Origin of the sequence: Aquimixticola soesokkakensis, from assembly GCF_900172375.1 — a bacterium.
GTDB lineage: Bacteria > Pseudomonadota > Alphaproteobacteria > Rhodobacterales > Rhodobacteraceae > Aquimixticola > Aquimixticola soesokkakensis.
In genome coordinates this window covers 169,355-184,945 of sequence record NZ_FWFS01000009.1, presented here as the reverse complement: position 1 = coordinate 184,945, position 15,591 = coordinate 169,355, and the positions used below count along the sequence as shown (strand labels likewise).

Genomic DNA, 15,591 nt, shown 5'->3' with positions numbered 1-15,591 from the left:
CCAGACAGGGCGGCACCATAGGAGCCGTTTCGCATGATCCACCTGTCCCAATCGCCCACCGATCCGGCGTTCGTTCAAAATCCCTACCCGTTTTACGACCGCCTGCGCCGCGCCGGAAAAATGGTCTGGTGGGACGACTATGACATGCCGGTGATCGCGAATTACGAGGGCGTCAGCATGGCCCTGCGCGACCGCCGTTTTGGCCGCGAGGCGCCACAGGGCTTTGCCCCCGACACACCACCCCATCTGGCGGATTTCTATGCGGTCGAAGCCAATTCCATGCTCGAACTGGAAGGCCCGCGCCACAAACGCCTGCGCGGATTGGTCCTGCGGGCCTTCACCTCGCGCCGCATCAAATCCCTCGAAGCCGATATCGCCCAGATCGCCCATGAGCTGATCGACACCCTCCCCCAAGACGCGCCCTTCGACCTCATCACCCGCTTTGCCCAACCCCTGCCCGTGCGCATCATCGCGCGGCTCCTGGGCGTGCCCGAAACCATGGCCCCCGAGTTGCTCGCATGGTCCAACGCGATGGTCACCGTCTATCAGGCAAGCCGCACCAAGGCGGGGGAAATCGCCGCCGCCAAAGCGGCCCGCGACTTTTCCACCTTCCTGCGCGGCTACATCGACAGCCGCCGTGGCGACCCGCGCGACGACCTGATTTCCGAACTGATCGCCGCCGAGGAAGACGGGGAAAAACTGACCACAGACGAAATGATCGCCACCTGCATTCTGCTGCTCAATGCTGGCCACGAAGCAACCGTCCACACCTTAGGAAACGGCGTCAAAGCCTTGATCGAACACGATTTCGGCCGAAACGTCCTCACCGATCAGCGCATCGAGGCCACGCTTGAGGAAATCCTGCGCTTTGACCCACCACTCCATCTGTTCACCCGCTGGGTGCTGGAGGATACCCGGTTTCTGGATCACGACCTCAAACGTGGAGATCGCATCGGCCTGCTGCTCGCCGCCGCCAACCACGATCCCGAGGCCTTCGACGGCCCCGACAGCTTCGAGCCCGAACGGCGCATCAAACAGAACATGAGCTTTGGCGCAGGCGCCCATTTCTGCCTCGGCGCCCCTCTGGCACGGCTGGAAATGCGCGTCGCCCTTCAGGTGCTGTTCGATCGCTGTGGCCACCTGTGGCTCAGCGCGCCGCCGCGCTACGCCGACCTCTATCATTTTCACGGGCTCGAGCAGTTGATGCTGCGCAGATAATGTCTTCTTTCGGATAAAAATACCCATTTTGCGCGGCATGCCGTCACGCTGCCCCAAGTATAGCGCACAGCCGCTCAAGGCTCAGTCAAGCGGCAGCATCGTCGTATTCTTGATTTCTTCCATCGAAAGCAGGGCGGTGACGTTGTAGATGGCCACCTCTTTGATCAGTGCCTGATAGAACTCATCATAGGCACGCGCATTCTTGACGCGCACTTTGAGGATATAGTCGATTTCGCCCGCCAGCCGGTGCGCTTCCAACACCTCGGGGCGCGACCGCAGCGCCTTGAGAAATTTTTTCTGCCAGTCCGCTTCATGGGCATTGGTGCGCACAAGGACGAAAAAACAGGCTTCCAGCCCCAGCGCATCGGGGTCGAGAATGACCGTCTGTTGACCGATCACCCCGCCCTCGCGCATCTTGCGAATACGGTTCCACACCGGCGTCTTGGAGGAGCCGACCTTGCGGGCAATATCGTCAAGAGACTGACTCGCGTCCTCCTGCAATTGCTGGAGTATCTTCCGGTCCATCGCGTCGATCTGGACAGTCATTTGCCTTTTCCCCTGTTTAGCGGAACATCGCCCCGCGCAGGTCGCACATGGGAAACGATCGTCCTTATTCCCGCGCGGGCATGGCGGGGAACAGGGACAATGTTCTATATAGTGGTTCACAAAACGCAACAGATTTGGAAGAGATAGCCATGGCCCGCGCCTTTAGCCCCAAAGTGGTCACCGCCAACGCCCTGCTTGAGGGCGATGTCATCTACCTGACCGCCGATGGCATGTGGGTGCGTGACATGTCCGCCGCCGCTCTGTTCACCGACGAAGAGGCCGCCAATGCCGCCCTTGCATCCGTCAAAGGTGACAACCAGCTCGTCGGTCCCTACCTGTTTGATGCAAAGGCCGGTGAAAACGGTCCCGAGGCCGTACATTTTCGCGAAGACTTCCGCCGCACCGGCCCGTCCAACTATTTCCACGGCAAGCAAGCCGATCCGCAAGCTTAAGGAAACACGCCATGTATAAATATAACGACTTCGACGAAGGTTTCGTGCGCGCGCGTGTGGCCCAATTCACCCAACAGGTCGAGCGCCGCATCGACGGCTCCCTGACGGAGGACGAATTCCGCCCCCTGCGCCTGATGAACGGGCTCTATCTGCAATTGCACGCCTATATGCTGCGCATCGCCATCCCCTATGGCACGCTCAACAGCCGCCAGATGGACCAGCTCGCACTGATTGCGCAAAAATGGGACAAGGGCTACGGCCATTTCACCACCCGTCAGAACATCCAGTTCAACTGGCCCAAGCTGCCCGACGTGCCCGCCATTCTTGGCGCTTTGGCCGATGTGGAAATGCATGCGATCCAGACCTCTGGCAACACCATCCGCAACGTGACGGCGGACCATTTCGCCGGTGCTGCCGCTGACGAGGTCATGGACCCGCGTCCCGTGGCCGAATTGCTGCGCCAGTGGTCCACGGACCATCCCGAATTCCAGTTCCTGCCGCGCAAGTTCAAGATTGCCGTGACGGGGGCCGAGGCCGACCGTGCGGTGGTGCGCGCCCATGACATCGGGATCGTGCTGCGGACGCGCAACGGCAAAATCGGCGCTGAAGTGCTGGTGGGCGGCGGTCTGGGCCGCACGCCGATGGTGGGCAAGACGCTGAACGATTTCGTCCCCTTCGAGGACCTTCTGCCCTATTGCGAGGCGGTGGTCTCCGTGTGGAACCTGCTGGGCCGGCGCGACAACAAATATAAAGCGCGCATCAAGATCACCGTGCACGAGCATGGGATTGACGACATTCGCGCCCGCGTCGAAGAACGCTTTGCGATGATCAAACCGACCTTCTCGGGTGTCGATCAGGACATGTTGCGCGAGATCGAGACCTATTTCGCCGCCCCCGACTATGTCGAAAAATCCACGCAAGCCTTTGACACAGCTTACGAAAGCGATGCTGTGTTCCGGGCCTGGGCCGATATGAACCTTGCGGCCCACAAGGCCGAGGGCTACGCGATTGCGACGATTTCGCTGAAAAAACACGGCGAAACGCCGGGTGACGCCACTGCAGAGCAGATGCGCGTCATGGCCGATATCGCGCGCCGCTTTGCCCATGACGAGCTGCGCATCAGCCACGAGCAGAACGTGATCCTGCCCCATGTCCATAAATCGGACCTGCCGCAGATTCACGCCGAACTCAAAGCGGTGGGGCTTGCGACGGCCAATATCGGGCTGATTTCGGACATCATCGCCTGCCCCGGCATGGATTACTGCGCGCTGGCAACGGCCCGCTCGATCCCCGTGGCCGAACAGATCGCGCTGCGCTTTGACGAGCTGAAGCTCGAGCATGACATCGGCGCGCTCAAGATCAAGATCTCGGGCTGCATCAACGCCTGTGGCCACCACCACGTGGGCCATATCGGGATTCTGGGCCTCGATCGCGCCGGCGTGGAAAACTATCAGATCACGCTGGGCGGCGACGGGACGGAAACGACCGTCATCGGGGAACGCACGGGTCCGGGCTTTGCCTATGATGAAATCGTGCCGGCCATCGAGCGTCTGATCAATGCCTATCTGGAGGTGCGTCTGAGCGCCGAGGAGACCTTCCTCGAATGCTACCGCCGCACCGGGATGGGGCCGTTCAAAACGGCGCTCTATCCCGAAAAGGAGGGAAAGGCCAATGCCGCATAACGCCGCTGCCGTCGCCGCGTTGCACGAAGAATTCGGCACCGTTTCCGAGCGGGTCGAACGGCTGAATGCGCGCTACAAACACCATTCCGCTACCTCGGTGCTGGAACTGGCGCTAAAGGACCGTGAACTGGGGCGCATTGCGCTTGTGTCCTCTTTTGGTTCGGAATCGGTCGTTCTGTTGCACATGCTGTCGGTGATGGCGCCCGACACGCCGGTGCTGTTTATCGACACGCAGATGCTGTTTGAGGAAACGATCCAGTACCAGCTTGATCTGATTGACAAACTTGACCTGCGCGATGTGCGTCGCATCACGCCCGATGCCGCGCGGCTTGCCGAAATCGATCCCGACAACACGCTGCATCAACGCGACACAGATGCCTGCTGCACCATTCGCAAAACCGAGACGCTGCAAAATGCGCTCTCGGGATTTGACGCTTGGGTGACGGGGCGCAAACGCTTTCAGTCGGGCACGCGCGCAGCGCTCGAGTTCTTCGAAAACGAGGCCGACCTGCGCATCAAGATCAACCCGCTGGCGCATTGGGCGCCGTCCGATGTGCAGGACTATATGATCAACAACCGCCTGCCGCGTCACCCGCTGGTGGCCAAGGGCTATCCCTCGATTGGCTGTGCGCCCTGCACATCGCCTGTCAAAGAGGGCGAAGACCCCCGTGCCGGTCGCTGGCGCGGGGCCCAGAAAGAAGAATGCGGCATCCACTTTGTGAACGGCAAAGTCGTGCGCGGCCCGATCCGCAAGGAAGGCCACGAAATGGACGCCTCACCCCAAACGAGTTCCGCAAAAGGAGACGCCGCATGAGCGTTATCGTCACCGATACGGGCTTTGGTCCCGATGATTTCACCGCTGACTGGACCGATTTCGAGGGCCAGCCGGCCAAACATCTGCATATCGCCTCCGACACCGACCCCGCCGCCCTGACGCAGGCGCTGGACGGGGTGGAAAGCCTGCGCATCGACTTTCCCAGCTTTTCGGACGGGCGGGGCTTTACGCTGGCAAAACTGGCGCGGATGTCGGGCTTTACGGGGCGCTTGCGCGCCCATGGCCATGTGATTTCCGATCAATATGCGATGGCGCGCCGCTCAGGCTTTGACGAGGTGGAAATTCCCGACGATCTGGCCGCGCGCCAGACCGAAGACCAGTGGCTGTTTCGCGCCGATTGGCAAGCCCATGACTATCAGACCCGTCTGAAATCACGCGCCAACGCCTGAGCCCCCTTCGCCGGGTTGCACCGCTTGCAGCCTGCATCCTTTTTTGACACGACAGAAGGCAGGCACCTCCCGCCTGAATTTATATGACCGAGACCGCCGCCGTGACCGATACACCCGCCGCCCGCCCGACCCCCAAGCTGCCCGACAGCGCCAAAGTGCTGTCTGTAAAACATTGGACCGACAAGCTGTTTTCGTTCCGCGTCGAGCGCCCGCAGAGCCTGCGCTTTCGCTCGGGTGAATTCGTGATGATCGGATTGATGCAAGACCCCGATCCCAAAACCGGCAAACAAAAACCGCTGCTGCGCGCCTATTCCATCGCCTCCCCCAACTGGGACGAGGAAATGGAATTCTACTCGATCAAGGTGCAGGACGGCCCCCTCACCTCGCGCCTTCAACATATCCAGCCCGGCGACGAGATCATCCTGCGCCCCAAGCCCGTGGGCACGCTGGTCACGGATGCTCTTTTGCCCGGAAAACGTCTGTGGATGTTTGCGACCGGCACCGGCATCGCGCCCTTTGCCTCGCTGATCCGCGACCCGGAAGTCTATGAAAAGTTTGAGGAAGTCATCCTCATGCACACCTGTCGGGAAGTGGGCGAGCTGGAATATGGCCGCCAGTTGGTCGAGGATGTGAATGCCGACGAAATGCTGTCGGAAATCGTCAACGGCAAGCTGCGCTACTACCCGACCACCACGCGCGAAGATTTCCACAAGATGGGCCGCGTGACTGACAACCTGTCCTCGGGCAAGGTTTTCAAAGACCTCGGGATCGAGCCGATGAACCCCGAAATGGACCGCGGTATGGTCTGTGGGAACCTGGCGTTCAACAAGGACATCATGGTGATCCTTGATGGCTTCGGCCTGCGCGAGGGGGCCAATTCCGACCCCAAAGAATATGTGGTCGAAAAGGCCTTTGTGGACTGATCGACAGCCGGTTTTGAGACAAGAAAGGGGCGTGGCCACAGCCGCGCCCCTATTTGCGTGGCGCGCCCCGTGTCTGCGCGCGTAAATCGGGTATTTTTATCCGAAAGAAGCCAAAAATAGCGCATAGAAAAGGGCCGCACCTGGGGGCGGCCCTTTTGTGATGTCAACCTGTTGCCTTATTCAAGGATCAGCAGCGATTTGACTTTGTCGAGCGCGGTGCCCAGCAGCATCGGATTGTTGCGCACCTTGTCGAGGGTCGTCAGCACGGTGGTTTTGGCCTGTTCCTCAAGGGAAGAGGCGTTCACGACCTCGACGACCTTGTCGTAATCAAACCCGTCCACGGTAAAGAGGCTTGCGGCCACCTCACCTGCGCCGGGCACCTCGACGGTGCTGGCGTTGTCAGCGGCTTGATTGGCGGCTTCGGTCGCGACGGAGGCCGCCTCGGAGGCTGCACCTGCGGCGGTTGCCGCAGCGCTGGCCGCTTCACCCGCGGCATCGGACGCGCTTTGCGCCGCCGTTGCTGCAGCGTCCGACGCCGAATCTGTGGCCGACTCTGCGGCATCGGCGGCAGCCGCCGCTGCCTCGGTTGCCGCCGTTGCGGCTTCGGCGGAGGCTTCGCCTGCCGCATCGGCGGCGTCATTTGCTGTGGTCGCGGCCGTATCTGCGGCTTGGGCGGCGGCATCGCTTGTGGCGTCCACAGTGGTGTCGAGCGCTTCGCCGCTTTCGTCGCCAACCTCTTGCGCCGCGTCGGAGGCCTGCGTCACCGCGCCGCTGGCCGCTTCGGAGACCGCATCGGCGGCGGCTTCAACCGCATCCGTGGCGGCCGTTGCCGCATCGCTGGCCGCATCGGCGGCAGCCGTCGCGGCATCGGCCGCGGCCGTCGCCGCATCGCTCACAGCGTCGCTGACAACATCGCTCACCTCGGCAGTTGCATCCGTTGCGGCCTCGGTGGCGGTGGTTGCGGTCTCTGAAACGGTTGCCGCCGCCTCTTGCGCGTCTTCTTTACACCCGGCCACACCAAGGGCAAGCGCTGCAACAAAAACACCGGTCGAAATACGCATCGTCATCGAAAATATCCTCACTAGATCGGGGACACGTTCTGTTCCCCCTCCCTTTGGATATGGCATGGCGCAGGCATGATGAAAAGACGTGGGAGCCGTGACGCGAACAATTTAGCGCTCACATTGGACCAATTGGCAGCGGATGCCCCGAAAGGGCAGCATTTTCGCGTCTTGATGACAATCCGACCTTGAAGATCGCGGCCAAGGGGCCTATTTTGCAGCCTCGGAATACGTTAACAACTTGAAGGACCTGCATCATAGCCCGTCGCCCCCACAACGCCCCGCCGACCCGTGACACTGGACCCCGCGTGAATGACCGCATTCGCTGCCCCGAGGTTCGTCTCATCGGCGCAGAAGGCGAAAACGTCGGTGTTGTCACACCGGCACGCGCTCTTGCCATGGCTGAAGAAGCCGGTCTCGACCTCGTCGAGATTTCCCCCAATGCTGCCCCGCCCGTGTGTAAAATCATGGACTTCGGCAAGTTCAAATATGAACAGCAAAAGCGGGAATCCGAGGCGCGCAAAAAGCAAAAGACGATCGAGATCAAAGAGATCAAGTTCCGTCCGGGCACCGACACCCACGACTACGATGTCAAGATGCGCTCGGTGTTCAAGTTTCTCGACGAGGGCGACAAGGTGAAAATCACCCTGCGTTTTCGGGGACGTGAAATGGCGCACCAGGATTTGGGTCGCCAGCTTCTTGAGCGCGTGTCAGAAGATGTCAAAGACATCGGCAAAGTCGAGAACATGCCCAAGATGGAAGGCCGCCAGATGGTCATGATGATCGGGCCGCTCCAGAAATAACGACGCGGGCAGTTTGCCGCGATGTCAAACCCCTGCGCCATCGCGCGGGGGTTTTTTCATGCGCGCCGTCGCGCTGCCTGCGCCGCTGGTCCTGCAAAAAAGGGCGTTGCGGGGGAAACGCAGACCCGCAACGCCAAGGATGTATGCTGCCCACGCACAACAGGCAGGATACCTGCGGCGCGCATGCGCGCCGCGCCCGTCGCAAGGGGGTGATCTGACTGCGAAAAACCGCCCCTGCGCCTGTCCACTGTCTAGGGCGTTTTGGCAGGCGTTGCTTTGATCTGGGTCAAGCGGGGCGACGATCTGTCCCTGTGTCAGACAGCGCGGGCGATGAAATGGCGGCCGTTTTTGATCGCCTCGGCCCAAGCGGGTGCGGGCGCCCAAATATCGGGGGCTTCATCGCCATAGGCATGAAGGCGCTTTTGCATCCTGAGCAACCCAAGTTGATCGGCATGGCACATCGGCCCGCCACGCCAGCGCGGAAAGCCCAAGCCCACCAGCGCCACCATATCGATGTCGATCGCCCGCGCCCCCAGCGGTCCCCCCATCAATCGCGCACCGGCATTTGCCATCGCCGCAAGCACACGCTCGACAATTTCGGACGGCGAAAAGGCGTAAGCCTCGATCCCGGCGGCGGCGCGAATGGCGTGTAGGGTCTCTTCCACCTCAGGATCACGCTCGGGGCTGCGCAGATCGGTGCTCCAGCGCAAAAATCCGCCCTCAAGGCTGCGCCCGACGCGCCCCTCCTGCAACAAGTGCCGCGCAACCGCCCCCATGTTGGTGGACAATCCGGCATTGTCGAGCATGGCGCAGGGCCCGATGGCAAAGCCATAGTCCCGCAGCGCCAGATCAAGATCCCAAGGTGTGGCGCCCATCAGCAGCAGCACATCCACCGCGGCCGCAATCGCATCATTGAGCGCGGTCGCAATCCGCGATCCGGCCCGCATCAAAGCCTGAGCGGGGCGGCCTTGGGCCTCAGACCCGCCTTGCTGCGGTGCGGGGGCATCGAAAACCGGCGTGCCGTTCACACAGACCGCCGCCTTGCCCATCTTGCGCATCACGGCGTGCAGCGTGGCCATCGTCGCATCGGAGGTCCGCACAAAGCGGATCAGCTCGGCGCAGCGGACCAGTTGCAGGGGCGAAAACACATGCAACCCGACAACGCGCGGGTCCAGGTCACTGTGCGCAAAGGTAAAATCCTGACGCCCCGCGGTCAGCAGCACCACGATTGCCTTTGGCGAAAGCTGCTGCGCCAGCCCCTCGGGATCAGGGCGATCCGCCGTGCTGGTGCTATGGCCATCGTAAAACACCATATCCGCTGCGTGCATCGCCGTCACATCCAGCGAGGTCGAGAACCGTTCAAGTCGCGCCTCCAGCACCTCACGGCGCAACTGGCCGAGTTTCACCGCGCGCTCGTAGGAGGCCGCCATGCGCTGATGGGCCCGCACCAGAGCATCGGCATCCGCGCCCACCATCACCACCTCGAACCCGTTCTCGAGCAACTGCATGGCCATGGCTGTCGAGAGGGCGCTGGTGCCGATGAGGCCCATCCGTGCCACGCTGCGCGCCTGTTTGGGATCAAAGCCTTGCGCCCGCGCCGCGCGGCGTTCGGCAAAGAAGGCATGGCGCAGGGCTTCGGTTTGGGGCGCTGTCAGCGTGTCGGCGAAACTGGTCTCCTCAAAGCCCACCGCCCCGTCGAAGGGCATCATCATCGCCGCTTCGACGCAGTCGATGATGCGCGCGGGGGTTTGCAACCGCGACCGCGCCAGGGCATCGCGCCGCCTGCGCAGGTGTTCCATGATCTGCGCCCCGTCGCGCAGATGCTCGCCAAGCGCAGAGCTGCGGCGTGGCGCAAGGCCGCTCTGTGCCATTTCGCGCCCCAATTCACGTGCATAAGCAAAGGCTTGCGGCCCCAAGCGCCCCGTGGCGACCAAATCCGCCAGCCCCAATCGCCGGGCTTCGGCCGCGGGGATCGGTTGCCCCCCCAGCATCAAATCCAGGGCCGCCTCGACACCGATCAAACGTGTGAGGCGTTGGGTTGCGCCGCCCTGCGGCACCGATCCCACCGTCACATCCGGAAAGCCCATCCGCGCCATGCGACCGGCGATCCGGTAATGACACGCCAGCGCAAGCGACAGCCCGCCCTCGATCACCGAGCCCGAAAGGGCGGCCACGACGGGTTTGGGGCTGGCCTCGATCACGGCGTTCAGCGCGCTCAGGCTTGGCGACAGGTTTTGCCCCCATTCGCGTTGATCGAGGCCGGAGGGAAAGGTGGTGCCCTGCCCCTCGATCAGGATCGCGCTGACGACAGGATCGTCAATGGCATTGCGCACCGCCGCGATCAGGTCACGGCGGATATCACGGCTCAGCGCATTGGCTGGCGGATTGTCGATCCCCACCAGCGCCACGCCATCCTCGATGCGAAGCGTCACCTGTCCTGCCATGTTCAACCCTGCCCGCAGTTGATGCCCGCAAAAATGCCAGCGCTGTTTCTGTCCTGCGCTGCCGCGCGGTGGTGGCGGTCAGGAGGCACCGGATGCACCGGATGCACCGCCTACCGCCGCGGTCTGTGCCGCGAATTGACCCTATTTTGTAGGCGAGGACGCGGGAAACGCAAGGATTTCATGCGCTTGGGGCTCTGATCTGTGCCGCAAAAGCTGCGCGACGCTCCTGCGGACCGCAAAACGCGCCCCGCGCGCGCGGGGCGAACGGGGTGAAAGACAGATCGGGGCTTGGACTGTGGGGCTTGGAATTGGGGGGCTTGGAGTGGCCGCACAAAACGGTGCGACCAAGCTGGCCCCGTCGCCCCCCTTGCCGTTGTTGCTCTGCATCTACCGCCAGCCGTCACTGCGGCCGGCGGTCTGTTGTCACACAGGTTTGTTCAACACTGGTTTGTTAAGGCTGGTTTGATAACACTGGTTTGTTAAAGCTGAGCACCGCTGTTCTTTTCAATACGGGACTCTTCAACGCTGTCCGGCCTCTAAACGGGCAAATTGTCCCACAGCTCGGCTTCATCCTCGTGATCTTCTGCCGCCGTCATCGGGCGAAACCGGTCTGCCCGGGCGCGCAGCGGTGCAGAAGGCGCAGGTGTTGCGGGCGCTGCACTATGCGGCCCGCCGTGGCCTGACGTTTTGGGGTGAATCGGAGTCGTGCGGTCTTGGGTATCGTCGCTGAACTGCATGATGATCTCTCCCGACAGGGGCCTTCGCAGCCCCGTCCCTGATCTGGTGAACACTGGCCAAGACTGGCCTGATGCGCCCCGCCTCCCCGCGGGATACATCATTGGGTTGTGCGCTCCGGCCAGCGCGGGGCATTTGAAAGCCCGCGCCGGACTGGGCGCCGTCTGTGTTTCCCGAACCGATATTTACCCCCGCCAAGGCGCATGTCTTCCCGTCAAAAGGCCTCTGATGTGAAGGCTTGGCGGGGGTGCAAACGTACAGGGCAAAATCGGATACCGGACGTCCCCTCCTTAGGACCCATCCTCGTCATATCTTGCAGGCAGGCTTTGACACAGGTCAAGCGGTGTTGTGGCAATTGACACAATTGCGCGCCTCTTTGCCGTGTTTTCGGGCGCGACCGGCGGATGATTCCCCCAGCGAAACAGGCAAAAGCGGCTGTGAGACTAGCTTGGGCTGTCGAGCGGCGGCAGGTCGCCAAGACCGCCAAAATCACCCAGATCCCCAAGGGGAGGCAGGTCTGGCAGGTCGGGTAAATCCGGTAAGTCCGGCAGCGGGGCGTCCTGTGGGGCGGGCGCGGCTGCGGGCATCGCGCCGGGAAGGCTGCTTAGGGCGCTTGCGCCGCCCGGGCCTGCATTCAGACTTGCGACCCCTGCGCCGAATCCTGCCTGCGCGCTGTCGTCTTCATCGGCTGCCAGCAAGGTGACCCGCACCGCGCGCATCCCATTGACCTGACCCAGCTTTGCACGGCTGATTTTCTGCCCGTCCGCGAGAATCTCCACCCGCGCCAGCGCTTCGCGCGGAATCGGAATCATCATATCGACTTCCAGCTCGCTGATGGTTTCGATCGGCAAGCTGACACGGTGCAGCACCGTGTCGAGCGTTGCGTGCGTCTTGAGGACGGCCTGTTCAAAATTGTGCTGCCACTCGCCGGTTTCGCCGGGTTCGCGCTTGGGAAGCGGGCGTTCATAGGGAAAGACCAGCTGGATCACCCCCTCCTTGGCCCCGCTGCCCAGATCGATTTTTATCTCGAACATCCGATAGGCTATATCGTCATAAGCCATGGAAATAGAGCGCTTTTCCGAAAGCATCGTGCTATAGCGATACCCCTCGACAGGCGGCGGGTCAGCGGCCTCTTGTACCGTGACCTCAAAGCTTGCCAAAAGTGCGTCGATGAAATCGCGACACATCACAGCATCGGTTTGAGTGGGCTTTCGATCCTCGCTCGCCGAATGCAGGACGGTGCCCGTGGTCACGGCTTCGATGATGCCGGCGACCATGCTGCAATCAAGGGTGCAAAGCCCGTAGGCCCCTTCGGGGCCGTCAAGCAACACCAACATGCCCGGATCGGGCACCTCATCGACAACGCGCGTCACGGTGGTGCGCGATTGCACGACCCCGATCACCGACGCGGCCATGCCCAGCACCTCTTCGGCCTGCTTGGCGACCTCCAGGCGCAGCGCCTTGGTCGCAGACATGGCGGTCACCTCGGGGGGAGGTCGCCCTGCCCCTGCCTTGCGCCGCATGGCTGTGATTGCTGCCTCATCACTCATGTGCCGACCGACTACTCATGGTTTGATCCTGACCAAAGGGCCCGGATCGTTGCGAAAATCCCCGCAATTGCGCCCGCAAAGGAGTGACTGGCGTCGCTCGGGCGGGGCCGTACGGTGTCCGTGGATACGGTGAGGCGCACCCACGCCTCCTTGCTTTGAAGGTATTTAGCCGCAATTTCGTTAACACAGTCTTTCGACCGTTAAACTTTTAGCGAAAGAGCACGCGGGGGGGATGTCACCGCCGCCCCCTGTCGTGACGCAGGCGCGGCAGCGCGACGCGAAAGGCAGCGCCGCCCTGTCCGGGCACATAGCTGATCGTGCCGCCGAGGTTGGACATGATTTCGCGACAGATCGCCAACCCAAGCCCTGCGCCCCCTGCGCGCACCGTTTCGCCCGCGCGCGAAAATTTTTCGAAAATCACCGCCTGATCGGCTCCGGCGATTCCCTGACCGTTGTCGATAAAATCCACCTCGATCCAATCGACACCCGCCGCATCGACATGTTTGCGCGTTGCGATCCGCAGCGTGGCGGCGGGGGCATTGCAATATTTCGCCGCGTTGCTCACCAGGTTGATAAACACCTGCGCCAGACGGTCGGCATCGGTTTCCAGCGCCACATGTTCGCTCATCGCCGCGCGCTGCACCGTCACCCCCGTGGCGCGCTCTCCCCCCAAAGCCGCCTGCACCGCCCGCTCGATCACATCGTGCAGATTGCACCGCCCCCAATTCAGCCGCACCGTGCCGCTTTCGAGAACGGACAGGTCGAGCAGATCGTCAAGCAGGCGCGTGAGACGCTGGGCTTCGGTGTGGATGATGCCCGCGTAACGCGCGCGTGCCGCAGCCTCGATGTCGCCCTCGCGCAAGATCTCGGAAAAGGCGCGGATCGAGGTCATCGGCGTGCGCAATTCATGGCTGATCTGGCTGAGAAACCCATCCTTCTGGATCGACAAAAGCGTGAGCTTTTCGTTCGCCTGACGCAGAGCGCGCGCGGTGCGGGCCAATTCGGCCGATTTCGCCTCAAGCTGGGCGGAATATTCCATGATTTGCGCTGTTTCGCCCGCCACTGCCATCAGGTCCTCGACCGAGACCACCGTGCCACCAGTGATCTGTGCCAGCATCGCATGGGCCGTGGCCGCGCCCACAGATCCGGCCAGTTCGCGCTCAAGTTCGGCCAGAAAGTCGCGCGTCGGGTCGGGCAGATATCCCGCGTTTCCTTGGGCGGCGGCGGCGCGCTGGAACAGGTCCTGGGCGCTGACGGGCCCCAGAATCCGCTGGCTCAGCACCAAAAGGTCTTCGGCGGCGATCCCGTCGGCCACATCGCTGCGCGCGGCGGTGGAATGGTCAAAGACATTGACGAATTGCGCGCCCTGCATCCGCTCGATCGGGTCGGGGAAACTGACGAGCGAGACGGCAACGAACAGGCCCGTATTGACCAGCATCGACCAGATGACCGCATGCACCACCGGATCGATCCCGGCAAGGCCGAACAGGGCCTGGGGGCGCAAGGCGGTGATGCCGAACGGCCCCTGGGCAAGCATCTGCGCGCCCATCACCGCGCCCTCGCCAAAGGAGGGCAGGAACAGCGTGTAGGCCCAGATCGCAAACCCCGCCACCAGCCCTGCAAGCGCCCCCGTGCGCGTCGCTCCACGCCAGAAAATCCCGCCCAGCATCGCCGGAAGCACCTGCGCCACGCCCGAAAACGACACAAGCCCAATGGCCGCAAGCGCGCCCGAACCGCCCGACAGCTGGAAGTAGAGATACCCCAGCGCCAGCACCCCCAAAATCGACAGGCGCCGCGCCATCAGGACCAGCGCGCGCAAATCGCCCGGCTCGCGCAGGCGATCCCCTTCGTCGCGGGTCAGCGACAGCCAGACCGGCAACACGATGTGGTTGGACACCATCGTCGACAGCGCAATCGCCGCCACGATCACCATCGAGGTTGCCGAGGAAAACCCGCCCAAAAACGACAGCATCGCCAGAGCGTTGCGGTCAAAGTCCAGCGGCAGGGTCAGGACGAACATGTCAGGGTTCGCGCCGGCGCCAAAATGCTGCAGGCCGACAACGGCGATCGGCAGCACGAAAAGCGACATCAGCATCACATAGAGCGGAAAGGCCCAGGCAGCGGTGTAAAGGTGACGCTCGTCGGCATTTTCCACCACCAGAACCTGAAACATCCGTGGCAGGGTCAAAAAGGCCGCCGCCGCCAGAAAGGTCAGCCCGATCATGCGCGAGGGCATCAGATCGAGCGTCGCAAAGCCCGAGGCCTCGATGCGCCCCATCACATCGCCAAAGCCCCCCGCCACGCCCCAGACGGTGAAAATCCCCACCCCCAGCAGCGCGACCAGTTTGACCACCGCCTCCAGAGCAATGGCAATGACAACGCCGTGGTGGCGTTCGTTGGCATCAAGGTTGCGGGTGCCGAACAGGATGGTGAACAGCGCCAATCCGCCCGCGACATACAGCCCCGTGGCCTCGGAATCCACGCGCCCGAACCCTTCGGGCGCGGCAGAGGCAAAGACGCCAAAGGCCTGCGTCACCGACTGTAGTTGCAGCGCGATATAGGGCGTGGTGCCGATCACCGCAAAGAGGGTGACGATCACCCCCAGAGCCGTCGATTTGCCGTAGCGCGAGGAAATGAGATCGGCCACGGAGGTGATTTTATGCGTGCGGCCGATGCGCACCAGCTTGCGCAAAATCCACCACCAGCCCACCATGACCAGCGTGGGCCCGATGTAGATCGTGGCAAATTCCAGCCCCGAGCGCGCCGCATAGCCCACCGCGCCGTAAAAGGTCCAGGCGGTGCAATATACCGACAGCGACAATGTGTAGACCAAGGGGCTGCGCAACCATCCCAATCGCCCCCGTTCGGCCCGCTTTTCCGCCCAAAAGGCAACCGCAAACAAGAAGCAGGCGTAGAGAAAACAAACGGAAACAAGTGTGTTAAAGGCCACTCT

At 62.3% G+C, this 15,591-nt stretch carries 13 protein-coding genes; 7 read left to right on the top strand and 6 right to left on the bottom strand.

The window, feature by feature from the left end:
• The first annotated feature begins 33 nt into the window (after positions 1-33).
• Complete coding sequence (locus tag AQS8620_RS12670) at positions 34-1,218, top strand: cytochrome P450 (RefSeq protein WP_085837269.1); 1,185 nt, start codon at positions 34-36, stop codon at positions 1,216-1,218.
• Positions 1,219-1,299: 81 nt separating this feature from the next.
• Here AQS8620_RS12670 and AQS8620_RS12665 read toward each other — a convergent pair whose 3' ends face one another.
• Entirely contained in the window at positions 1,300-1,764 is a 465-nt protein-coding gene (locus AQS8620_RS12665; RefSeq protein ID WP_085837268.1) for an Lrp/AsnC family transcriptional regulator, read from the bottom strand.
• 149 nt (positions 1,765-1,913) lie between these two features.
• Between AQS8620_RS12665 and AQS8620_RS12660 the strand changes: the two genes are divergently transcribed.
• From AQS8620_RS12660 to AQS8620_RS12640, 5 genes are all read left to right on the top strand, one after another.
• The gene (locus AQS8620_RS12660) at positions 1,914-2,216 is read left to right on the top strand and encodes a DUF2849 domain-containing protein (RefSeq protein WP_085837267.1); all 303 of its coding nucleotides are present in this window, start codon (positions 1,914-1,916) and stop codon (positions 2,214-2,216) included.
• Between the two features lie 11 nt (positions 2,217-2,227).
• Positions 2,228-3,898 carry a nitrite/sulfite reductase gene (locus AQS8620_RS12655; RefSeq protein ID WP_085837266.1) on the top strand — a complete coding sequence of 557 codons (1,671 nt, stop codon included), beginning with the start codon at positions 2,228-2,230 and terminating at the stop codon, positions 3,896-3,898.
• Positions 3,888-4,712 carry a phosphoadenylyl-sulfate reductase gene (locus AQS8620_RS12650; protein ID WP_085837265.1) on the top strand — a complete coding sequence of 275 codons (825 nt, stop codon included), beginning with the start codon at positions 3,888-3,890 and terminating at the stop codon, positions 4,710-4,712. Before AQS8620_RS12655 ends, AQS8620_RS12650 begins: the two co-directional genes overlap by 11 nt.
• Positions 4,709-5,122, top strand: a complete 414-nt coding sequence (locus tag AQS8620_RS12645; protein ID WP_085837264.1) for a DUF934 domain-containing protein — start codon at positions 4,709-4,711, stop codon at positions 5,120-5,122. Before AQS8620_RS12650 ends, AQS8620_RS12645 begins: the two co-directional genes overlap by 4 nt.
• An 83-nt stretch (positions 5,123-5,205) precedes the next feature.
• Entirely contained in the window at positions 5,206-6,045 is an 840-nt protein-coding gene (locus AQS8620_RS12640) for a ferredoxin--NADP reductase (protein ID WP_085837263.1), read from the top strand.
• A 176-nt stretch (positions 6,046-6,221) separates the two neighbouring features.
• Here AQS8620_RS12640 and AQS8620_RS12635 read toward each other — a convergent pair whose 3' ends face one another.
• A complete protein-coding gene (locus tag AQS8620_RS12635) occupies positions 6,222-7,112 on the bottom strand; it encodes a hypothetical protein (RefSeq protein WP_085837262.1) in 891 nt (296 codons plus the stop codon).
• Between the two features lie 302 nt (positions 7,113-7,414).
• On the opposite strand from AQS8620_RS12635, the gene infC reads away from it, so the two are divergent.
• Complete coding sequence (gene infC, locus AQS8620_RS12630; protein WP_234990483.1) at positions 7,415-7,909, top strand: translation initiation factor IF-3; 495 nt, start codon at positions 7,415-7,417, stop codon at positions 7,907-7,909.
• Between the two features lie 314 nt (positions 7,910-8,223).
• Here the strand turns inward: infC and AQS8620_RS12625 are convergent, their stop codons facing one another.
• From AQS8620_RS12625 to AQS8620_RS12615, 4 genes are all read right to left on the bottom strand, one after another.
• Positions 8,224-10,353, bottom strand: a complete 2,130-nt coding sequence (locus AQS8620_RS12625) for an enoyl-CoA hydratase-related protein (RefSeq protein WP_085837260.1) — start codon at positions 10,351-10,353, stop codon at positions 8,224-8,226.
• Between the two features lie 536 nt (positions 10,354-10,889).
• Positions 10,890-11,090: a hypothetical protein gene (locus AQS8620_RS16910; protein WP_143267517.1), complete on the bottom strand. Its 201-nt coding sequence runs from the start codon at positions 11,088-11,090 to the stop codon at positions 10,890-10,892.
• Positions 11,091-11,531: 441 nt separating this feature from the next.
• Positions 11,532-12,563 (bottom strand): flagellar motor switch protein FliM, encoded by a 1,032-nt coding sequence (locus tag AQS8620_RS12620; protein ID WP_159453243.1) that lies wholly within the window; start codon positions 12,561-12,563, stop codon positions 11,532-11,534.
• A gap of 310 nt (positions 12,564-12,873) precedes the next feature.
• The gene (locus AQS8620_RS12615; RefSeq protein WP_085837258.1) at positions 12,874-15,588 is read right to left on the bottom strand and encodes an ATP-binding protein; all 2,715 of its coding nucleotides are present in this window, start codon (positions 15,586-15,588) and stop codon (positions 12,874-12,876) included.
• Positions 15,589-15,591 lie beyond the last annotated feature (3 nt).